Origin of the sequence: Pseudomonas sp. I3-I5 (assembly GCF_022699445.1) — a bacterium.
GTDB lineage: Bacteria > Pseudomonadota > Gammaproteobacteria > Pseudomonadales > Pseudomonadaceae > Aquipseudomonas > Aquipseudomonas fulva.
This window is the reverse complement of sequence record NZ_CP093940.1, coordinates 4,325,715-4,346,660: the sequence shown is the minus strand read 5'-3', so window position 1 is coordinate 4,346,660 and position 20,946 is coordinate 4,325,715. Positions and strand designations below refer to the sequence as shown.

General features: G+C 61.0%; 16 protein-coding genes. 5 read left to right on the top strand and 11 right to left on the bottom strand.

Features of this window, described 5'->3' with window-relative positions; genetic code table 11:
* Nucleotides 1-114: 114 nt before the first annotated feature.
* From mscK to MOP87_RS19430, 5 genes are all read right to left on the bottom strand, one after another.
* Entirely contained in the window at nt 115-3,423 is a 3,309-nt protein-coding gene (gene mscK / locus MOP87_RS19450; RefSeq protein WP_104926594.1) for a mechanosensitive channel MscK, read from the bottom strand.
* Nucleotides 3,424-3,458: 35 nt separating this feature from the next.
* Complete coding sequence (locus MOP87_RS19445) at nt 3,459-5,201, bottom strand: potassium/proton antiporter (RefSeq protein WP_023532459.1); 1,743 nt, start codon at nt 5,199-5,201, stop codon at nt 3,459-3,461.
* Nucleotides 5,202-5,394: 193 nt separating this feature from the next.
* Nucleotides 5,395-6,573, bottom strand: a complete 1,179-nt coding sequence (gene choV, locus MOP87_RS19440; RefSeq protein WP_023532472.1) for a choline ABC transporter ATP-binding protein — start codon at nt 6,571-6,573, stop codon at nt 5,395-5,397.
* The gene (gene choW, locus MOP87_RS19435) at nt 6,570-7,418 is read right to left on the bottom strand and encodes a choline ABC transporter permease subunit (protein WP_173645905.1); all 849 of its coding nucleotides are present in this window, start codon (nt 7,416-7,418) and stop codon (nt 6,570-6,572) included. Before choW ends, choV begins: the two co-directional genes overlap by 4 nt.
* 82 nt (nt 7,419-7,500) lie before the next feature.
* The gene (locus MOP87_RS19430; RefSeq protein ID WP_023532510.1) at nt 7,501-8,448 is read right to left on the bottom strand and encodes a choline ABC transporter substrate-binding protein; all 948 of its coding nucleotides are present in this window, start codon (nt 8,446-8,448) and stop codon (nt 7,501-7,503) included.
* Between the two features lie 440 nt (nt 8,449-8,888).
* Here MOP87_RS19430 and MOP87_RS19425 point away from each other — a divergent pair, with 440 nt between their 5' ends.
* Both MOP87_RS19425 and MOP87_RS19420 read left to right on the top strand, forming a co-directional pair.
* A complete protein-coding gene (locus tag MOP87_RS19425) occupies nt 8,889-10,265 on the top strand; it encodes an L-serine ammonia-lyase (protein WP_088522843.1) in 1,377 nt (458 codons plus the stop codon).
* 447 nt (nt 10,266-10,712) lie between these two features.
* The gene (locus MOP87_RS19420) at nt 10,713-11,819 is read left to right on the top strand and encodes a GlxA family transcriptional regulator (protein WP_023532694.1); all 1,107 of its coding nucleotides are present in this window, start codon (nt 10,713-10,715) and stop codon (nt 11,817-11,819) included.
* A 94-nt stretch (nt 11,820-11,913) separates the two neighbouring features.
* On the opposite strand, the gene MOP87_RS19415 is transcribed toward MOP87_RS19420, so the two are convergent.
* Nucleotides 11,914-12,171: a hypothetical protein gene (locus MOP87_RS19415; RefSeq protein WP_027913547.1), complete on the bottom strand. Its 258-nt coding sequence runs from the start codon at nt 12,169-12,171 to the stop codon at nt 11,914-11,916.
* Between the two features lie 421 nt (nt 12,172-12,592).
* Here MOP87_RS19415 and MOP87_RS19410 point away from each other — a divergent pair, with 421 nt between their 5' ends.
* Complete coding sequence (locus MOP87_RS19410; protein ID WP_242809902.1) at nt 12,593-14,356, top strand: reprolysin-like metallopeptidase; 1,764 nt, start codon at nt 12,593-12,595, stop codon at nt 14,354-14,356.
* A 303-nt stretch (nt 14,357-14,659) separates the two neighbouring features.
* Here the strand turns inward: MOP87_RS19410 and MOP87_RS19405 are convergent, their stop codons facing one another.
* From MOP87_RS19405 to choX, 4 genes are all read right to left on the bottom strand, one after another.
* Entirely contained in the window at nt 14,660-15,145 is a 486-nt protein-coding gene (locus tag MOP87_RS19405) for a thioesterase family protein (protein ID WP_049695328.1), read from the bottom strand.
* A 10-nt stretch (nt 15,146-15,155) separates the two neighbouring features.
* A complete protein-coding gene (locus MOP87_RS19400; RefSeq protein WP_027913550.1) occupies nt 15,156-16,121 on the bottom strand; it encodes an L-carnitine dehydrogenase in 966 nt (321 codons plus the stop codon).
* Between the two features lie 18 nt (nt 16,122-16,139).
* On the bottom strand, nt 16,140-17,024 hold the full coding sequence (locus tag MOP87_RS19395; RefSeq protein ID WP_028686664.1) for a 3-keto-5-aminohexanoate cleavage protein: 885 nt from the start codon (nt 17,022-17,024) through the stop codon (nt 16,140-16,142).
* Between the two features lie 119 nt (nt 17,025-17,143).
* Nucleotides 17,144-18,088 carry a choline ABC transporter substrate-binding protein gene (gene choX, locus MOP87_RS19390; RefSeq protein ID WP_028686663.1) on the bottom strand — a complete coding sequence of 315 codons (945 nt, stop codon included), beginning with the start codon at nt 18,086-18,088 and terminating at the stop codon, nt 17,144-17,146.
* 142 nt (nt 18,089-18,230) lie between these two features.
* On the opposite strand from choX, the gene MOP87_RS19385 reads away from it, so the two are divergent.
* Nucleotides 18,231-19,187, top strand: coding sequence for a GlxA family transcriptional regulator (locus MOP87_RS19385; protein WP_027913553.1), 957 nt, complete (start codon nt 18,231-18,233; stop codon nt 19,185-19,187).
* A gap of 88 nt (nt 19,188-19,275) precedes the next feature.
* Here the strand turns inward: MOP87_RS19385 and MOP87_RS19380 are convergent, their stop codons facing one another.
* Entirely contained in the window at nt 19,276-19,677 is a 402-nt protein-coding gene (locus MOP87_RS19380; RefSeq protein WP_027913554.1) for a lysozyme inhibitor LprI family protein, read from the bottom strand.
* Nucleotides 19,678-19,962: 285 nt separating this feature from the next.
* Between MOP87_RS19380 and MOP87_RS19375 the strand changes: the two genes are divergently transcribed.
* A complete protein-coding gene (locus MOP87_RS19375) occupies nt 19,963-20,940 on the top strand; it encodes a dipeptidase (protein WP_023532386.1) in 978 nt (325 codons plus the stop codon).
* The last annotated feature ends 6 nt before the right edge of the window (nt 20,941-20,946 follow it).

Sequence of the window (20,946 nt, the reverse complement as noted above, 5' to 3'; positions counted from 1 at the left end):
CTCCTGAGTCGAGGTGGCAAGCGGCCGCTGCGTGGCCCTGTGCGGGCGGACCGGCCGTGAGCGAGGGCCAGGCCCTCGCGGGTTGAACGGGCGTCTCTGCCCTATGGAGTCCAATCACACCGGTTGAGTGCCATCGGATTTGGGCGAGTCCATCGGTATCAACTGTTGTTTGCCGGCTTTGGGGTCCATCAGGAACACCTCGACCTGGCGTACGGAGATCTTGATATCGTGCGCCTTGAACTCCCGGTTGATGTAGCGATTGATCTCGTCCAGCGTCGGGTTGCGATCACCCAGGTCACGGACGTGCATGCGCAGTTCGTGGTCCAGTGAGCTTTCGCCGAATTGCAGGAAGTACACCAGAGGTTCCGGGTCCTTCAGCACTCGCGGGTTCTCATGCGCACCCTTGAGCAGCAGGTCGCGGACCAGGTCCAGGTCCGAGCCGTAGTCGATGCCCAGTTTCAGGGTCACGCGGGTAACGGTATCGGTGAGCGACCAGTTGATCAGTTGCCCGGTGATGAACGTCTTGTTGGGGACGATGATGTCCTTGCGGTCGAAGTCGGTGATGGTGGTGGCGCGAATGCGGATCTTGCTCACCGTGCCCGACAAGTTGCCGATGGTGATGGTGTCGCCGATACGCACCGGGCGTTCGAACAGGATCATGATGCCCGAAATGAAGTTGGCGAAGATTTCCTGCATGCCGAAACCCAGGCCTACCGACAGCGCGGCGACCAGCCACTGCAGCTTGTCCCAGCTGACCCCCAGGGTGGAGAGGGTACTGACGATGCCGACGCCGACGATGGTGTAGGACAGCAGCGTGGTGGTGGCGTAAGCACTGCCTTGGGCCAGATTAAGCCGCGACAGTACCAGCACCTCCAGCAGGCCGGGCAAGTTGCCGGCCAGGGCGAAGGTAATGCCCACGATCACCAGTGCGCCGAGCAGGTCACCGAGGCTGATGGGGACCATGCTCGCCGCAGCGCCCGTACCGCTGGTGTATTCGTACAGCACGAAGTTGTTGAGGTAGGCGAATACCGAGAGCAGGTCCGACCACACCCAGTACAGGCCGGCGATGAAACCGCCGAGCAGGGCCAGGCGGATAAGGCGCAGGGACTGCTGATTGACCTGTTCGATGTCCAGCGTCGGTTCTTCGACGACGACTTCGCCATCGAGCCCTTCCTTGGCTGCAGCCCGCTTGCTGAGCGCGCGCTGGTAGGCCAGGCGTCGGGCGGCCACGGAAAGCCCGCGCACGAATGCCGCCTCGATCACCAGCCAGAACAGCAGCAGGTAGAGGGTGTAGATCAGGCGGTCGGTGAGTTTCAGCGCCGTGTAGTAGTAGCCGAAGCACACGGCGATGAACAGGGCGATGGGCAAGGCCGTGAAGGCCACGCCCACTGCTTTGCGAAACAGCGAGGTGTCGCGGTGGGCAGGGCTGCTCAGCAACAGGCGGCTGAGCAACCAGGCCATCAGTGCGTAGCAGGTCAGCACAACGCCAATCCCCAGCACGTCGTCGGCCAGCGCCGAGGGCTGGTGCTCGGCCACCGCCACCACCCCCACCAGTGCCAGCACCACAGTGCCCAGCCGCCGAACCCAGCCGCGCAAGAACTCCACTTGGGGCTTGTACCAGCGGAAGTGAATCTCGGCCACCCCGCCAGGCGAGAGGATGCGGTAGGCCGTATAGAACACCAGCCAGGCCTGGGCCAGTTGCCACAGTGCCGCGCCAAGGTTGGCGTTCTGGCCGCGAGCGTCGATCTGCAGGGCGTAGCTGCACAGCGCCAGGCCCAGGCTCACCGGCATCGCCAGCAGGATGTTGATCAGGATCGCCTGCGGGGTGTGCCACTGGCTGTCGCGACGGAAATGGCCGATGTCCTGGTGCACCTTGCCCAGGCGCTGGTACAGGTACTTGCGTCGCCACAGCAACGCGCCGATCACCAGCAACAGCGGCAGGAACAGCAATGGGCGCTGGCTCAACCCGTCAGCCAGCTCCTTGAGGCCCGAGCTCCACGGCAGGTCCGCCACCTGGTCGGCCAGGCGTTGCGGCACATAGGCCAGCCAGTCCCAGTCCAACGGCTTGTTGCTGGGTATCCAGAACATCTGCTCGTCCAGCGTGGTGCGCAGGCTTTGGGCAGTGCCCAGTAGCTGCTTCTGGTTCAGTTGCAGGGTAATGGATTCGTTGAGCAGCGCCGACAGCTCCCGGTTCAGGCGTTCGAGCAAGTCGCTGCGGGTGATGGCCACTTCCAGCAATGCCTTGCGCAATTGGGGGGTGACGGTTTCGGGGGGCTGTGCAGCCAGCAGTTTGTCCACGTAGCTGACCGGGCTGCTCATCTGCTCGCGCTGCTGATTGACTTCGAACTGGTACAGGCGCGTGTCGGCGATCTGGTCAGCCAGGTCACGGTCGAGCTTGAGGTGCGGCAGAGTCTGTTTCTGTTTGTACAGGATCTTGGACAGCAGCAGGCTGCCCTTGAGTACGCTGATCTGCTCGTCCAGCGCCTGATCGGCCTGGGTCAGGGTGTCGAGCTGCTGCTTGGTCCGCAGGTTCTGCTGGGTCAGTTCGTTGAGCCGGTCGGTGCTTCTGAGCAGGTAGTCGGACAGCTTGAGGTTGGCCGCGCTTTCGGTGGCCAGCAGGCTGCTGCCGCCGGCTTTCTGGGCTTCGATCGACTGCTGCGTGACGGTTTCCTGGGACTGGGCCAGGCGTTTATCGTTGATCAGGGTCTGCAGGTCCTGGATTTCCTGCTCCAGGCGTGCCGTGCGCTCGATCAACAGGTCATGGCGGGCATTGCCCAGGTCTTGCAGCACGCTGTTGCCGGCCAGCTCCTGGCGGCGTAATTGGGTGAGGGCGTTGAGCGAGGCCAGTTCGGCGTTGAGCTGGTTGCGCAGGTCGGCGCTGATGGGCTTGCCCGCATCCTTGCCGCTTTTGAGGATGCTGTTGATCTGCTGGGCCCGCGCCTGGCTGCTGCTGATCTCGGACTGAGCCCGTTCGGGACGGGTCTGCGAATTGATGATCAGGCTGTTGGCTTCGGACAGCGCCTTTTGCAGCTCGCCTTGCTGGGTGGTGCGTTCACTGAGCATCTGCTCGAGCTGCGGCACGCCAAGGCTGGCGTAGCGCTGGGCCACCGACTGCACCGAGCTCTGCTTGAGCCTTGCCAGCTCTTTCTGGCTGTCGCTGGTTTCCTTGGGCGCGCTGGCCAGCTGCTGCTTGAGGGCGGTCAGCTTGCGTTCGTTGTCTTCCTTGCTGGCCAGCAGGCTGAGGGTTTGCTCGAGCACTTGCTGCAGGGCCTTCTGATCGGCTTCGGGCAGCTTGCGCTCGGCGATCTTGTCCAGGCTTTCCTGGACGCTGGCGGTGGTGGGGGCTTCAGCGGCGGCGACCGCCAGGGGAAGGCAAAGGCACAGCCCGAGCAGGGCTGTGCGAAGGTGCAGGCGAAAGGACATAGGCAGACTACTTGTGGATCAGGCAGAAACGAAGTTTAGAGGAACAATCCTGGTCCTGGTCGCGATCCTTCCGGGAATCTGACGCCCACTTTCTGAATCTTGTTCCCGTCCATGGTCGCCACGGTCCAGATCGTGCCATGCCATTCGACCTGGTCGCCTACCACTGGCGCGCCTCCGACCTTCTGTCGGATGAACTGCGCCAGCGGCATGTGGGCATCCTGGCTGTCGACGTTGAGGCCGTAGAGCGACGCCACGGCGCCGAGTTCGGCATCGCCTTCGAGCACGAAGTCGCCGAAGAAGCGCAGGTCCAGGCCGCGTTGGGGCGCCTGGCTGAAGAGTTTGCCCAGTGCAGGCAGGTTGTGCTCATGGCCGATCACGCACAGCATGTCGTCCACTTCCAGCACGGTACTGCCCGAAGGGTGCAGCAGCTGTTCGCCACGGAACAGCGCGGCGATGCGCGTACCCTCAGGCATCTTCAGCTCCCTGAGCGCCGCTCCAATGCACCACTTTTCGGCGCCCAGGCGGTAGACGAACATCTCCCATTCGCTGGTGATGTGCACTTCCAGTGCCGAGCGAGAGATGGGCGCCGGGTCTGGCGGCACCGTCACCTTGAGCAGTTTGGCCATCCAGGGCAGGCTGGTGCCCTGCACCAGCAGCGAAACCAGGACGATGAAGAACGCCAGGTTGAAGAACAGCTGGGCGTCCGGCAGACCGGCCATCAGCGGGAATACCGCCAGGATGATGGGCACGGCGCCGCGCAGGCCTACCCAGGAAATGAAGGCTTTCTCGCGGTCGTGGAACGCCTTGAAGGGGAGCAGTGCGGCAACGACCGACAACGGGCGTGCGATCAGAATCATCCACAGGGCAAGGCCCAGTGCCGGCAGGGCGATAGGCAGCAGGTCGTGAGGCGTCACCAACAGGCCCAGCACCAGGAACATCCCGATCTGGGCCAGCCACGCCATGCCGTCGAGCATGTGCAGAATGCCGTGCCGGCTGCGGATCGGCTTGTTGCCCAGCACCAGCCCGCACAGGTAGACCGCAAGGAAACCACTGCCGTGCAAAGCGTTGGTCAGCGAGAAGACCACCAGCCCACCGGCCACGACCAGAATCGGGTAAAGGCCGCCTGCCAAGTTGATGCGGTTGACCAACTGCAACATCACCCAGCCGCCGCCCAGCCCCAGCAATCCGCCGATGCCGAACTCGCGCAACAGGTGGCCCAGCAGGCTCCAGTGCAGCCCGGTCTGGCCACTGGCGATCATGTCGATGAGGGTCACGGTGAGGAACACCGCCATCGGGTCGTTGCTACCCGATTCGATTTCCAGTGTGGCGGTGACCCGTTCGTTCAGGCCTTTACCGCCCAGCAGTGAGAAGACCGCTGCGGCATCGGTGGAGCCCACGATGGCGCCAATCAGCAGGCCCTGGATCAGGCTCAGGTCGAACAACCAGGCCGCCACCATGCCGGTCAGCGCCGTGGTGATCATGACCCCGACCGTTGCCAGCGAAAGCGCCGGCCACAAGGCGACCCGGAAGCTTGCCACCCGCGTGCGCAAACCACCGTCGAGCAGGATCACGGCAAGCGCGAGGTTGCCCACCAGGTAGGCGGTTGGGTAGTTGTTGAAAATGATGCCACCCCCGTCCACGCCAGCGATCATGCCGACGGCCAGGATGATGACCAGAATCGGGATGCCAAGCCGCGACGACAGCGAACTGACCAGGATGCTTGCCCCCACCAGCAATGCGCCGATCAGGAACAGGCTATTGATGGTACTGGCATCCAAAGGCAGGTACTCCGGGACAACGAGGAGGGAAGACGTGATAGCGCGGATTCGGTGTTTGCTAGCAGGTCGCGTGCCAACCGATTCTAACCTGATGAATTGGCAGCCTGTAAAGCGTTTCTGAAGATGTAGGCAAGCCAGCCCGCAGCGCGCGCCGCCTTTAAAGAAGAGGGCCGCGAATGCGGCCCTCGTGCAATCAACCGTGGTTCTTGCCCAGCAAGGCGTGATAAAGCTCGGTGTCTCCCAGAATCCCCACGACTTTGTCGTTTTCCTGCAGCACCAGCTTGTTGCCGGTCTGGTAGCGAATCTGCAGGGCCTCACGCATGCCGATATCGGCATGCACCAGGGTTGGCCTGCGGCTCAGGCCTTCCACTGCCTGCCCTGGCGCCCAGTTCTGCATCTCCAGCCCGTTCTGGCCTTGCCGTGCACGCTTGATCGAATTGCCTTCACCCAAGTCCAGCCACGAATCGCCACCGGGGTCCAGGCAGACCGAGCCGTTGACGCGCTTGCAGTTGTCGAGCGAGCGCATCAGGCTGCGTCCGCACAGTACGTTCAGCGGATTGGTATGGGCCACGAAGGTGCGCACGTATTCATCGGCCGGGTTGAGCACGATTTCCTCGGGCTTGCTGTACTGGATGATCCGGCCGTCCTTCATGATCGCGATCCGGCTGCCCAGCTTGAGCGCCTCGTCCAGGTCGTGGCTGACGAAGACGATGGTCTTGTTCAGCTGGCTCTGCAGGGTCAGCAATTCGTCCTGAAGGCCTTGGCGAATCAAGGGGTCCAGGGCCGAGAACGGTTCGTCCATCAGCAGGATGTCGGCATCCATGGCCAGCGCGCGTGCCAGGCCGACGCGCTGTTGCATGCCGCCGGACAATTCATCGGGCTTCTTGTTGCGCCACTGTGCCAGGCCTACCAGTTCGAGCTTTTCGTCGACCAGCTTGCGACGCTCCTTCTCGGGGCGGCCCTGCATTTCGAGGCCGAAGCTGATGTTCTCGCGCACCGTGAGCCAAGGCATCAGGGCGAACTTCTGGAACACCATGGCGATACGCTTGGTGCGCATCATCTTCAGTTCAGCCGGGGTGCAGTGGGCGATATCGATGTGCTTGCCTTCGTGCTCCACGAACAGCTTGCCGCGGCTCACGGTGTTCAGCCCGTTGATACAGCGCAGCAGGCTGGACTTGCCCGAACCGGAAAGGCCCATGAGCACGCAGATCTCGCCTTTCTGGATGTCCAGGTTGGCTTTCTCGACGCCGACCACAAGCCCGGTCTGCTTGAGAATCTCTTCGCGGGTCTTGCCCTGGTCCAGCAGCGACAGCGCTTCGCGTGGCTTGTTGGAGAAGATGACGTCGACGTCTTCGAATCGAATGATACTCATGCTTCACTCCTGGCCGGCAGCTCCGGTTGCTTGCAGATACGGTCGAGCATGATCGCCAGCAGCACGATTGCCAGGCCCGCTTCGAAGCCCAAGGAAATATCGGCGGTGTTCAGTGCGTTGACCACGGGTTTGCCCAGGCCGTCGGCGCCCACCAGGGCGGCGATCACCACCATCGACAGCGACAGCATGATGCATTGGGTGACGCCTGCGGCGATGCTCGGCATCGCATGGGGCAGTTCGATACGGGTGAGCAGTTGACGGCGCGAGCAGCCAAAGGCCTTGCCGGCGTCCATCAGTTCCTGGGGCACATCGCAGATACCCAGGTAGGTCAGGCGGATGGGGGCGGCGATGGCGAATACCACCGTCGAGATCAACCCAGGCACCACGCCCAGGCCGAACAGGGTAAGGGTAGGGATCAGGTAGACGAAGGTGGGGACCGTCTGCATCAGGTCGAGCACCGGCCGCATGGCGGTGTAGAACATCGGCTTGTGTGCGGCGACGATACCCAGCGGCACGCCGATGGCCACGCAGACCACGGTGGCGAAACTGACCTGGGCCAGGGTTTCCATGGTTTCCTGCCAGTAGCCCAGGTTGAGGATCAGCAGAAAGGACACTGCGACGAAGGCGGTCAATGCCCACTTGCGCTGGATCAGGTGCGCCAGGGCAGCGAATAGCGCGATGAGCACGAGCGGGTTGAACCAGGTCAGGGTACTGGTGACCCCATGGATCATGAACTCCAGGCCTTGGGCGATGGCGTCGAAATAATTCGCGCCGTGCTGGGTCAGCCACTCGACGAACGAGGACATGTACTGGCCCAGGGGTATTTTCTGATCGATAAGCATGATAGCGAGCTTCCACCTGCGTAGATTGAAATCAACCCGGGGCGGGCACGGTCCTGCCCCGAGGTAGCGCTACTGCGTAGTTCGGTTATTGCGTCAGCTTGGCCTTGGCCGCCTCGAGACCAGGTTTGCCATCCACGGTGGTCACGCCTGCCAGCCAGGTGTCCAGCTTGCCAGGATTGTCCTTGAGCCATTTGCGCGCGGCGGCGTCGGGCTTCATCTTGTCGTCCAGGACATAGCCCATCATGGTGCTTTCGTCCTTGAGCTCGAACGACAGGTTCTTCAACAGTTGGCCGACGTTGCTGCATTCCTGCGCATACCCCTTGCGGGTATTGGTGTACACCGTCGCCTTGCCGAAATCGGGGCCGAAGAACTCGTCCCCACCGGTCAGGTATTGCATCTTGAACCGAGTATTCATCGGGTGCGGCTCCCACCCCAGGAACACGATGGCTTCGCCACGTTTCTGCGAGCGATCCACCTGAGACAGCATGCCGGCCTCGCTGGACTGGACGATCTTGAAGCCGGCGTCCTTCAGGCCGAAGGCGTTCTTGTCGATCATGCTCTGGATGGTGCGGTTGCCATCATTGCCCGGCTCGATCCCGTAGATCTTGCCGCCTAGCTCATCCTTGAACTTGGGAATGTCGCTGAAATCCTTCAAGCCCTTGTCGTACAGGGCTTGCGGTACTGCCAGCGTGTATTTGGCGTTTTCCAGGTTGGCGCGCAGGGTTTCGACCGTACCGGCGTCGCGGTACTGCTTGATGTCGTTCTCCATGGTCGGCATCCAGTTGCCGAGAAACACGTCCAGGTCCTTGCCGGCCGCCAGCGACTTGTAGGTCACCGGCACCGAGATCATGGTGGTGTGCGTCTTGTAGCCCAAGGCGTCGAGCACAGCGCTGGTGGTGGCCGTGGTTACCGTGATGTCGGTCCAGCCGACATCCGAAAACCGCACCGTCTGGCACTGCTCGGGTTCTGCAGCCTGGGCCAGTACCGGTGCGGACAGCAACGCGACCAGCAACAGCGAGGGTGAACCTTTCATGGGTGGACTCCTGTGATTTTGTCTTCGGGTTCGCGTGGTTCGTCGGACGTTCTGAGGGTCCGATCGATCAGGCCTGCAGAGGGCAGGTTGCGTGGCCGTGCTTTACGAGTCGCTTTCGATAATCCTCCAGCGCCGAGCAATCGCCTACTGGTGGAGTCGTATCCAGTACGCAACGGGTCGCATCCAGTATGGGCAATGTCGCTTATGGGTTCTTCTACCCATCCTGCCGCTTTTTTGCGTCACCAAGGCGCCGGAAAGCGGCGCGCTGGGCCTGCAAAACAGGCGGCGCGGCTGGACAAGACTACGTCGGTTGCAGACGGCGAGCAGGGTGGCAAAAGCCCGATGATGCGTGCATTGAAGGCGGCCTGCAGTTCAGCCTAGCAGCTGCCCCGCCCTGCGCATTGCGCGCACAGACAAGCCCAGCAAGAGGTGATTCGACAATGGCCATCAGCGTGTTCGACCTGTTCAAGATCGGTGTCGGGCCTTCCAGCTCGCACACCGTCGGCCCCATGCGTGCCGGTGCCCTGTTCGTCCAAGGGCTGCGCGAGCGCGGCGAGCTGGAACAGGTAAAGCGGATCGAGGTGCGCCTGTATGGTTCGCTGTCGGCTACCGGCATCGGCCATGGGACCGACAACGCCACCATCATGGGGCTGATGGGCGAATGGCCAGACGCCATCGACCCTACCCAGATCGTCCCGCGTATTGCCGACCTGCGTGAAACCCAGGTGCTCAAGCTCGATAACCGCCTGCCCATCGACTTCATCTGGGCCCGTGACATGCTGCTGCTCGAGGAGAACCTGCCATACCACCCGAACGCCATGACCCTTGTGGCAGAAGGCGAGAAGGGCGAAATTCACCGCGATACCTACTACTCGGTCGGCGGTGGCTTCGTGGTCGATGCCGCCCAGGCCGCCAGTGGCGTGCTGGACGCCGACCAGACCGTGCTGCCTTACGATTTCAACAGCGCGGCTGAACTGTTGCGCCTGTGCAAGCAAAACGACCTGAGCGTGTCGCAATTGATGATGGCCAATGAACGGGTCTGGCGCAGCGAGGCGGAGATTCGCGCCGGCCTGCACACGCTTTGGGATGCCATGCAGGAGTGCGTCAACAATGGGCTCAAGTACGAAGGCACGCTTCCGGGCGGGCTGAACGTGCGCCGCCGTGCTGCCAAGCTGCACCGCAGCCTGCAGGAGATCGGCAAGCCCAACGTGATCGGCTCGACCATGAGCGCCATGGAGTGGGTCAACTTGTTCGCCTTGGCCGTGAACGAAGAGAACGCCGCAGGCGGGCGCATGGTCACCGCGCCTACCAACGGCGCGGCCGGCATCATTCCGGCGGTGCTGCACTACTACATGCGGTTCAGCGACGAGGTGGACGAGTCCAGCGTGGTCGATTTCTTCCTCGCAGCCGCCGCCGTGGGCATCCTGTGCAAGAAGAACGCCTCGATCTCAGGTGCCGAAGTGGGCTGTCAGGGTGAGGTAGGCTCGGCATGTGCCATGGCCGCGGCAGGGCTTGCCCAAGTACTGGGTGCTACCCCGCCCCAGGTTGAAAACGCAGCCGAAATTGCCTTGGAACACAATTTGGGCCTGACCTGCGACCCGGTAGGTGGTTTGGTGCAGGTGCCCTGCATCGAGCGCAATGCGATTGCTGCGGTGAAGGCCATCAACGCCGTGCAGATGGCGTTGCGCGGTGATGGCGAGCATTTCATCTCCCTCGACCAGGTGATCCGCACCATGCGTGATACAGGTGCCGACATGCACGACAAGTACAAGGAAACCTCGCGCGGCGGCCTTGCCGTCAGCGCCATCGAGTGCTGAGGCACTTCTTCGATCTGCAGTGTCATCGGCGCGTAATCAGCGTTGGCACTGCGCTCATCATAACGGTGCAAAGCACCACCTCGTGACCTTAAAACGTGCAAGACGATGCCTACCGTCAGTCGGATGTCGTGATCGGTGCAGGCATTGTCGGTGACACTCAAGAGTGTCGTTTCTGGGCAACTTGGGGACCACGTGTCACCAAAGTGCTCAGGGGTTACACGCATACCGCCTAGAACGCCTGTTTGAGCGCTGTAACAGACTTGTAGGAAAGTCCTGATTTTGATGACTGAGTAGGTCGTTTTCAGGTTTTTTCGGATAGCTGTTCAATTTCAGGCACGGCGTTTGCGTAGTGATAGACAACCAAGCCCCGTGGACGACCCTGGGGCAATAACAAGAAATCAGTGCCCGCCTGAGGCACACCCTGCATTTGTGTGAGGAGAAATCGCGATGACGTCGTACACCTCCGGGAATCCAACCCAGAACCGCACAACCCCCCAGTCCATCGGGTTTCTTCTCCTGGACAATTTCACGCTCATTTCCCTGGCGTCGGCGGTCGAGCCCCTGCGCATGGCCAACCAGCTGTCCGGCCGTGAGCTGTACCGCTGGCATACCCTGACCGTCGATGGCGGCCAGGTCTGGGCCAGTGACGGCCTGCAGATCACCCCCGATGCCGCCATGCACAGCGCGCCCCCCATGGACACGGTCATCGTCTGTGGCGGTGTGGGTATCCAGCGTACCGTGACACGTGAGCACGTGACCTGGCTGCAAGCCCAGGCTCGCCAATCGCGCCGCCTTGGAGCGGTGTGCACCGGCAGCTGGGCACTGGCCTGTGCCGGCCTGCTCGACGGCTTCGATTGCAGCGTGCACTGGGAGTGCCTGGCGGCCATGCAGGAGGCCTACCCACGGGTCAACATGAGCACCCGCCTGTTCACCCTCGACCGCAACCGCTTCACCAGCTCTGGCGGCACTGCGCCGTTGGACATGATGTTGCACTTGATCAGCCGCGATCATGGTCGGGAATTGTCGGCGGCCATTTCCGAGATGTTCGTCTACGAGCGCATCCGTAACGAGCAGGATCACCAGCGCGTACCGCTCAAGCACATGCTGGGCACCAACCAGCCGAAACTGCAGGAAATCGTCGCGCTGATGGAAGCCAACCTCGAGGAGCCGATCGACCTGGACGAGCTCGCCGTCTACGTATCGGTGTCGCGTCGGCAGCTTGAGCGTCTTTTCCAGAAGTACCTGCACTGTTCGCCTTCGCGCTACTACCTCAAGCTGCGTCTGATACGCGCACGTCAGCTGCTCAAGCAGACGCCGATGTCGATCATCGAGGTGGCGTCGGTCTGCGGCTTCGTGTCCACGCCACACTTCTCCAAGTGTTACCGCGAGTACTTCGGCATTCCACCGCGCGACGAGCGTGTTGGCTCCAATACGACCCAGCAGGTGGCGATGATGCCGATTCCACAGGCCATCACCCTGTCGCCCCACAGCGGTCCCATGGCGGCATTGAGTCAGGCGCGCAATGAGTCGACGTTTGCCAGTGTGAGGCTCTAAGGGTCCGGGGCGGCGTCTCAACCCACTCGCCGGCATGGCGCGGCCCCTGTAGGGGCCGGCTTGCCGACGATCACGCCTGCATCGCAGCGTTTGCTCAGGTGCGGTTATTGAATTGCGCCAAGGCTGGCAGCAGCTGTTTATCAATCGCCTGCCGCACGGCCGGTAACAAGGTGGCGCTGCCCGCGTACATCTGCTCGACCATCCCCTTGAGCGCCCGCGCGTTTGGTTCGGTGAGCCCGCGTACCACGGCCTCACATGCCTGCTCGGCACTGGCACCGGCCGGAATCTCGAACCCGCGTGCTCGCAGGTGGCCCGCCAGGTCGTCTTGATCAATCAAATCGGCATGCATCATGGCTGTTGTCCCTTTTATCGCATAGAGAGTGCTGCAGTGATCACGACCGATTCTGTGACGCCGCCGTCATGCTCGCAACCTCGAAAGGGCGGGGTGGCTGCTTTGGCTATGAACAGGTCGTTTCCGGCTAAATCCGCTGCCCAGGAACTGCGCACACTCTAGTCATCTACCGAAGCGGAGGGTTTGGTCACCCTCACTCGTGCACAGTGGATGTTGCTCGCTCTTGGCCCCGGACGCTCACGGCTTTCCGGGGTTTTTTTGTTTCTTGCCTCGCACAGCGCAGGCGTGCTGATACAAAACTAACCGCACCCTAGGCCTAGACGTTCGTTCAGGCGTATCTTCAGGCCTGATAAATTTGCCAGTTTACCGAGACTAGAAACCAGGCAGTAATTAGGCTTCAAGTGCCTTTGGAGCGTAAGCGATGAAATGCAGAGCCTGGTTTATTTCGATGGTGTTGTTTTTAACGGCGTGTTCAGGGCTGCCTGCACCAGATCGACAGGTGGACGCCTCTTCCGCTCAGCCGCTTTTTGACATGGCTAAGCCAAAAAACATGCAGGCCCTCAAACAGAGCAAGCGGACGTATCGCTTATTGAATGATGTGCTGAAAGATCCCGCCACAGAGGAGGTGCAGTGGGTGGATGTGGATGCTTCATTGATCAACGAAGCCACCAAAACGTTAAGTGTACGGTTGGCGCAAGGCAAGGCCATTACATTTCGGTTGCGGCGCAGCGATCCGCCCGCCCCGGGCATGGTGGGTTGGGTGGGGGACTCAGTGGCTGAGTTAGAGAAGAACGCGGACACGGACATTGATTTCAACCCATTGACCTGGATCTCGATAGTGCGAGACGGCGAGCAGCTGGCGGGCGCTATTCACATTGAGGGCGTGTCTTATGATTTGCACTATGTTGGGGCCGGGCAGCATGTAGTGGTCAAAGTCGACGAGGCCAAGCGGCCTTTTGAACAGGCAACTGATCTGGAGCACCTCCAGCAATATGCTGTTGCTGGCAAGGCCCCGCGCGCTGCCTCCAGCACGATCCGCGTGCTGTTTTTCGCAACCAATGAACAACGTGCCAAGAATCCGAGTTATCGCGCGACCATAGCCAGGGTAGTCCAGGATGCCAACCAGGTGATGATTAACTCACAGGTCCCGGTCACCGTCAGCATCGCGGGGTTCATAGAGCTAGACTACGCAGAGGGCGACAAGACCGGGGTTGAGCAATTCAAAGATTTCAGAACACCGGGGCGCGACCTGAATAATCAGGTGAGCCGCTGGCGCGACTATTTCTCTGCCGATGTGGTCACCCTTTACACCTCCTATCCGGGTACAGGTGGTGAAGCCGCTACCGGCGGGTATCTCATCGTCGGTGCAGTTGACGCCTTCGCTCACGAGATGGGGCACGTGCTGGGAGCTGGCCACGGGTGGAACGGGTCATCGGGGGGTTACCATCACGGTTATAAACGTGACAATCCGACATTCCACACACGTATGGTAACCACCTGGGGGTCCATACCTTATTTTTCTAACCCTAGGCTTTCTTATCAGGGCGTGCCTATAGGAACGATGGCACACCACGATGTGGCACGCACAATTAATGAAAACCGAGAGCGTGTTGAGAATACCTATGATCCCTTCCGGGGTGTCGAGCTCACCCTCTACAGTGGAACCAATCTCCAGGGCAGTTCGTGCCCAGTGAGTATTCGACTCACTAGCCCAGTCAACGTTGCGAGCCAATGCTCAGGCCAGGCGGTACGCTCTTTCAAGGTACGGGGGTATGAGGGGGGAGAGAAATTATGTTTCTACAATGGACCCGGTGATCGGCATGTCTGTTATCGCGGAGGGGCGTCATCTCCCCGAGAGTTCGTTGTGGTCGATATAGATAGTACCAATGTACCTCAAGGATTTGTCCGTACGTTCAAGGGGGGAGCGCTGGCAGGCCAAGTTGTTGATGCGCTGTACGGGAGTCACGGGGTACTCCTGTTCGCAGCAGCTGACTTCAAAAAACCGATTTGTGGGTTCAGCACGTATTTGGCCAATCATCTCATTGCTGATCTGCCAGGTTGTGTAAAGGGCGGAGGCTTGGCGCGATCTGCACGGGTCTTTAGTCAAGACGTGATCACCACCAATTATAAATGGTGTTTTTTAACCAAGACCGCACCCGTACGTTGTGCTTCGAAGGAGAGGTAAGAGGAAGATTTGATATCGCCAATTTCGACTCTACGCGGGGTATTCCACCCACTCTTAAAAGAACTCAATCTGGTAGTTATATGAATGGAAATGTCCATCGGTTTCAGAAGAGCATCGTCCCCAAATGACCATTCAATGGCACCCTGCGTAACGCTGCATTAATGCCCAACCGTTAGGGTTGTGTGCGTTTAGCAGGCAAAGGCTTGATGGATACTCAGGTTTACGCGCTGTAGCAGGAAAAAGCCCGTTTCTGGCACGGCCTGCCGCCTCGCCGCGGCATGGCCTGTGCCAGCCCTTCATGCGTCATTGGGCATTGTTGCCATTTGGTAACTGGATGGTTTTGCCCACGTGCTCAGGCTTGTGTACGTCTCGTTGCTGTGCGGTCACCCGCTCCAGGCGTTGCAGTGTTCGTGAACTAAAAGGTGTCGACCTCGGACCTGCTATGTCCACGTGCAGTAACAGTTGTTCGCTCGCAGCCAAGATTTCTTCAAGACCGTGCCGATGCAGACTGTGATAAACATGCAGACGTTTTTGATCAAAGCCGATGATTTGGGTCTGCACCCATACCTCAGTATCGAGTTTTACCTCCTGCAGGTAGTTAATGTGCGCCTCCAGGGTAAACAGCGAATGACCGTTCCGTCCACGGCTGTCGGCATCCAGCCCGATCTGCTCCATCAGCGCATCGGTGGCATAGCTGAAGATCAACAGATAGAAGGCATCGCGCAGATGCCCGTTGTAGTCGACCCAGTCTGCTTTGACTGGGGTGCGATAGGTGATCAGTGCAGGCATCGTGCTCTCCTCATTCGCTGAACGGCATGCCGTGTCTGGCTTTGCTGATCTTTACCGCTTCCAGCACCGCCAGCAGTGAGTCATCCCGGTAGCGTTCCAGCGCGGCGATGCTGCGATCACCCAATTGCTGCGACGTACCTTCCACCACATCGTCGATCAGCTTGTCGGTCAGCTCAGGCGCCGGAAGGTAGGTCCACGGCAGCTTCAATGCCGGCCCGAATTGCGACATGAAGTGGCGCATGCCGGCATCGCCCCCCGCCAGGGTATAGGTCAGGAAGGTGCCCATGAACGACCAGCGCAGGCCCGCGCCAAAGCGGATGGCGTCGTCGATTTCACCGGTGGTGGCGACTCCGTCGTTGACCAGGTGCAGCGCCTCGCGCCACAGCGCTTCGAGCAAACGGTCGGCGATGAAACCGGGGACTTCCTTGCGCACGTGCAGCGGGCGCATGCCAAGGGCGGTATAGACGGTGCTGGCCGCCTCGACGGCCTGCGGCGCGGTCCGCATGCCGCCGACGATCTCGACCAACGGCAGCAGGTACACCGGGTTGAAAGGATGCCCCACCACACAGCGCTCAGGGTGGAAGGCCGAGGCGTAGAACTCGCTGGGCAACAAGCCCGACGTGCTGCTGGCAATGATCGCATCGGGTTTGGCTGCGGCGCTGATCCGTGCATGCAGGTCGAGTTTCAGGTCCAACCGCTCAGGCGCGCTTTCCTGGATGAAATCAGCGTCGCGCACGCACGCTTCAACGGTGTCGACAAAGGCCAGTCGGGCTTGTGACGCGCCCGGCGCAAGGCCCTGTTTCTCCAAGGCAGGCCAAGCGTTGGCGATACGTTTGCGCAGGGCCTGTTCGGCGCCTGGCGCCGGGTCCCAGGCGATCACGTCCAGCCCGTGGGCAAGGGCGCGTGCAACCCAGCCGCTGCCGATCACGCCGCTGCCTAATGCCGCGAATGTCTTGATGTCAGTGATGAAGTTCATGCGGGTCTCCAGAAGCGATCAGCGACGGTTCAGGTTCATCTTTGCCCGGCCTTCGGCGGGGCTCAGCACACGGGCGCCCAGGCGTGAAATGATCTCTACCGCGCGCTCGACCAACTGGCCGTTGCTGGCCAGTACGCCACGGTCCAGGTACAGGTTGTCTTCCAGGCCGACCCGCACGTTGCCGCCGAGCAACACGGCCTGTGCGGCCATGGGCATCTGCATGCGGCCGATGCCAAACCCGGCCCAGGTCGCATTGGCGGGCAGGTTGTCGACCATGGCTTTCATGGTGGTGGTATCAGCGGGTGCGCCCCACGGGATTCCCAGGCACAGCTGGAACAAGGGGTTGTCGAGCAGGCCCTCTTTGATCATTTGCTTGGCGAACCACAGGTGGCCGGTATCGAAGATTTCCAGCTCTGCCTTGACCCCCAGTTCCGTGATGCGCCGGGCACCGGCGCGTAGTTGCGCGGGCGTGGAAACGTAGATGGAATTGCCGTCACCGAAGTTGAGAGTGCCGCAGTCCAGGGTGCAGATTTCCGGTAACAACGCCTCGACGTGGGCCAGGCGTTCGAGCGGGCCGATCAGGTCAGTGCCCTGCCCGAATGCCATGGGGTTTTCATCGGGCCCGATTTCCAGGTCGCCGCCCATGCCGGCGGTGAGGTTGACGATGATGTCCACGTCGGCTTCGCGAATACGCTCCATGACTTCGCGGTACAGGGCCACATCACGGCTGAAGCGGCCCGTTTGCGGGTCGCGTACATGGCAGTGCACCACGGTGGCGCCGGCCTTGGCGGCTTCCACGGCCGCTGCGGCGATCTGCTTGGGTGTGACTGGGACCAGATGGCTTTTCGAGGCGGTGTCGCCGGCGCCGGTCAGGGCGCACGTGATGATGACGTCGTGGTTCATAAGGGATCCTGTGCGATCTGTTGTGGGCTTTTCGCCGGCAAGCCGGCCCCTGCACGGTCCTGGACGAACCTCGGTGTGCAGGGAGCTGTAGGGGCCGGCTTGTTGGTGATGGGGCGGTATCAGTTGGCGGTAAGCTTGAGGTTGTCGGCGGCCGGCTTGCCATCGAAGGTGGTCACCCCCTCAAGCCAGCGGGCCTTGTCCTCGGGGTGATCCTTGAGCCATTGGCGCGCCGATTCCAGCGCGTCCTTGTGGTCGAGCAGTGGCTGCATCATGCGGCTCTCGTCTTCGGCACTGAAGCTCAGATTGGCCAGCAGGCGGTTGGCATTGGGGCAGCGCGCTGCGTAATCGGGCGCGGTTACGGTCCACACCGTCGCGCGACCTTCGTCAGGGCCGAGCGCATCCTGGCTATCGCCGAGGTAAACCATGTCGATGTTCACGTTCATGGGGTGTGGGGTCCAGCCGAAGAACACCACGGCTTCCTTGCGCCGTACTGCGCGGTCCACGGCGGCCAGCATGCCCGCTTCGCTGGACTCGACCAGCTGGAATTTGCCTAGGCCGAACTGGTTCTTGGCGATCATGGCCTTTATTTGGGTGTTGGCACCGGAACCCGGCTCGATGCCATAGAGCTTGCCGCCCAGTTCCTTCTCGAATTTGTGTATGTCGGCGAAGGTGCGCAGCCCCTTGTCCGCCAGGTACCTGGGCACTGCCAACGTGGCCCGGGCGTCTTCGAGGCTGGCTTTGTCCATGACTTTGACCTGCCCGGCCTCGATGAAGGGAGTGATGGTCTGGGTCATAATCGGGTTCCAGTACCCCAGGAACATGTCCAGGCGTTTGTCGCGAATGCCAGCGAAGATGATCTGCTGCGACGCGCTGGTTTGCTTGGTGGTGTAACCCAGGCCATCGAACAATGCCTGAGCGATGGCGCTTGTCGCGATCACATCGGTCCAGTTGACCACGCCCAGACGGACATTCTTGCAGGCAGCGGCATCGGCTGCGTAAAGCGAGGGGGTAACAAGGCTGGTCAGGGCCAAGGTCAACAGGCTGCGGCGGATCAAGCTGTGCATGGTGGCTCTCCATCGGCAGTACAGATTGTTATGGTGGCGGTCTCTGCGGACCGTGTGAACACGCTACGCTGGTGGCACTATTGAAAATCGCACGCCGGCGACCAACATTTGCACGCAGGCGACCTGTTCTCTGGAGCACGCCATGGCGCAGATCATCCACTTCCTGTTATTGCCCGGTTTCTCGGCCATGGGGTTCATCAGTGCCCTGGAGCCCCTGCGCGTGGCCAATAGGTTCAAAGCCCAGGCGTACCACTGGCAGGTGTTGAGCCTGGATGGGAGCGCCGTGAACGCCAGCAATGGCATGTCGGTCAATGCCGACGCAGCGCTGGGTGCGCAAACGCCCTGCGGTACGTTGCTGATCGTGGCAGGCTTCGAACCCCTGCGCTGCTACGCCCCCAAGCTCCAGCAAAGCCTGCGACGCCTGGCTCACGAGGGTGGCATGCTAGGCGGGATCGATACTGGTGCTGTGGTGCTGGCCGAGGCAGGCTTGCTCGATGGCCATCGTGCGACCGTACACTGGGAGGCGCTGGATGCGTTCAGGGAAAACTACCCCAGCCTGCAGGCCACCCAGGAGCTGTTCGAAATTGACCGGCAACGCATTACCTGTGCGGGCGGCACCGCTTCAATCGACTTGATGCTCGATCTGATTGCCCAGGCCCATGGCGCCGAGCTCGCCGTGCAGGTTTCCGAGCAGTTCGTGTTGAGCCGTATTCGACCGCGCCAAGATCATCAACGCATGCAGATCGCTGCACGCTATGGCATCAGCAACCGCAAGCTGGTGCAGGTGATCGGTGAGATGGAAAAGCACACCGAACACCCCCTTGGCACAACGGAACTGGCCGCGCGCGCGATGATCACCCGTCGCCAGATGGAGCGCCTGTTCAGGTTGCACCTCAACGACACCCCCAGCGGCTTTTACCTCGGCCTGCGCCTGGACAAGGCTTGCCAGTTGTTGCGCCAAACCCAGATGACGATCACCCAGGTCAGCGTGGCATGCGGTTTTGAACTGCCGTCGTACTTCACCCGACGTTACAAGCGCCGCTTCGGGCGCTGCCCGCGCGAGGAGCGAAGGGTCGTGAAGCCGTCACCGCCGAATTAGCCCTGCAAAATGTCGTTGCCCACACGTTGGAGCTTGAGGTTGGTGCGATGAATAAGCCGCAAACTTTTCCTGACCAGGCAGTCTCGCGCTACTGTTGCAGAATCGATTGCAGGTACTCGGACCGATCATCGGTGCGTTGCGCCACGCAGGTGTCCCAGGCGGCCTGGTAAGCTTTGCCGTTGGTTGGCAGGGTGAGGGTTTCCACCTTGCAATCGGCATCGCGAAGCTGCGTCCACAGCCCCTGAGCCTGCTTCAAGCGCTCGATCATTGTTGCTGCAACGCTGCCTTTGTCGTCGAACGCGTCATGAACGCGCTGGAGAAGTTCGTCATAGGCCGATTTCAGCTCCCGTTCGGAGGCTTGCTTGTTAAACGCTGCGCAGGCGTGGGCTTGCGCCTCGGTCTCGACGTTGTCGCACGGGGTATTTTCTTCCTCACCGGCCTGGGCTGCGGCCACCACGGCCAGCAGTACCATCCCTGCCATCGCTTTCATTCGTTGTTTCCTCCACCGGCTGACGAATCCTGACGATTCTCGCGCACTCTCGGCGCGTACGGTATCACCTGGGCAGATTGTTCATCAAAGGGCCCTCGATGGTCGTTATCGAGACTGTGTCTCATCGCCGCAGGCCGCGCCAGAGGCCGGCTTGTCGCGCATTGACGCTTTCGGCAAACCCCCTGTCGTTTTTGCATCGGGGCGCCTCGGGGCACAGGCATATGCTGGCCCCAAAGCGCCGGCACAAGGTTTGGCGCCAGCCCATTCAATAAAAGGGGACGCCTGATGAGCCCAGCCGAATTACACGCCGACAGCATCGTCATCGATGGCCTGATCATCGCCAAGTGGAACCGCGAGCTGTTCGAAGATATGCGCAAAGGAGGCCTTACCGCCGCCAACTGCACCGTGTCGGTTTGGGAAGGTTTCAAGGCAACCGTCGACCAGATCGCTGCAAGCCAGAAACTGATCCGCGAGAACAGCGACCTGGTGATGCCCGTGCGCACCACGGCCGACATTCGCAAGGCCAAGGAACTGGGCAAGACCGGTATCCTCTTCGGCTTCCAGAACGCCCATGCCTTCGAAGACCAGATCGGTTATGTGGAGGTGTTCAAGCAGCTGGGCGTGGGCATCGTGCAGATGTGTTACAACACCCAGAACCTGGTAGGCACTGGCTGCTACGAGCGTGACGGCGGCCTGTCGGGCTTTGGTCGCGAAATCGTTGCCGAAATGAATCGCGTCGGCATCATGTGCGACTTGTCCCACGTCGGCTCCAAAACCTCCGAGGAAGTCATCCTCGAATCGAAAAAGCCGGTGTGCTACTCCCACTGCCTGCCATCGGGCCTTAAAGAGCACCCGCGCAACAAGTCCGATGAAGAACTGAAGTTCATCGCCGACCACGGTGGTTTCGTTGGCGTGACCATGTTTGCACCGTTCCTGGCCAAGGGTATCGACTCGACCATCGACGACTATGCCGAGGCCATCGAGTACACCATGAACATCGTAGGTGAAGATGCCATCGGCATCGGCACCGACTTCACCCAGGGTCACGGCAAGGAATTCTTCGAATACCTCACCCACGACAAGGGCTACGCCCGTCGCCTGACCAACTTCGGCAAGATCATCAACCCGCTGGGCATTCGCACCGTGGGCGAGTTCCCCAACCTCACCGAAACCTTGCTCAAGCGTGGCCACTCCGAGCGCGTGGTTCGCAAGATCATGGGCGAGAACTGGGTCAACGTATTGAAAGACGTCTGGGGCGAATAAGCCGCT

Excerpts from the sequence above, each read along its gene's own strand:
- mscK (WP_104926594.1), bottom strand. The coding sequence starts at position 3,423 with ATGTCCTTTCGCCTGCACCTTCGCACAGCCCTGCTCGGGCTGTGCCTT.
- choV (WP_023532472.1), bottom strand. The coding sequence starts at position 6,573 with ATGAGTATCATTCGATTCGAAGACGTCGACGTCATCTTCTCCAACAAG.
- MOP87_RS19430 (WP_023532510.1), bottom strand. The coding sequence starts at position 8,448 with ATGAAAGGTTCACCCTCGCTGTTGCTGGTCGCGTTGCTGTCCGCACCG.
- MOP87_RS19425 (WP_088522843.1), top strand. The coding sequence starts at position 8,889 with ATGGCCATCAGCGTGTTCGACCTGTTCAAGATCGGTGTCGGGCCTTCC.
- MOP87_RS19420 (WP_023532694.1), top strand. The coding sequence starts at position 10,713 with ATGACGTCGTACACCTCCGGGAATCCAACCCAGAACCGCACAACCCCC.
- MOP87_RS19415 (WP_027913547.1), bottom strand. The coding sequence starts at position 12,171 with ATGATGCATGCCGATTTGATTGATCAAGACGACCTGGCGGGCCACCTG.
- MOP87_RS19410 (WP_242809902.1), top strand. The coding sequence starts at position 12,593 with ATGAAATGCAGAGCCTGGTTTATTTCGATGGTGTTGTTTTTAACGGCG.
- MOP87_RS19405 (WP_049695328.1), bottom strand. The coding sequence starts at position 15,145 with ATGCCTGCACTGATCACCTATCGCACCCCAGTCAAAGCAGACTGGGTC.
- MOP87_RS19400 (WP_027913550.1), bottom strand. The coding sequence starts at position 16,121 with ATGAACTTCATCACTGACATCAAGACATTCGCGGCATTAGGCAGCGGC.
- MOP87_RS19395 (WP_028686664.1), bottom strand. The coding sequence starts at position 17,024 with ATGAACCACGACGTCATCATCACGTGCGCCCTGACCGGCGCCGGCGAC.
- choX (WP_028686663.1), bottom strand. The coding sequence starts at position 18,088 with ATGCACAGCTTGATCCGCCGCAGCCTGTTGACCTTGGCCCTGACCAGC.
- MOP87_RS19385 (WP_027913553.1), top strand. The coding sequence starts at position 18,231 with ATGGCGCAGATCATCCACTTCCTGTTATTGCCCGGTTTCTCGGCCATG.
- MOP87_RS19380 (WP_027913554.1), bottom strand. The coding sequence starts at position 19,677 with ATGAAAGCGATGGCAGGGATGGTACTGCTGGCCGTGGTGGCCGCAGCC.
- MOP87_RS19375 (WP_023532386.1), top strand. The coding sequence starts at position 19,963 with ATGAGCCCAGCCGAATTACACGCCGACAGCATCGTCATCGATGGCCTG.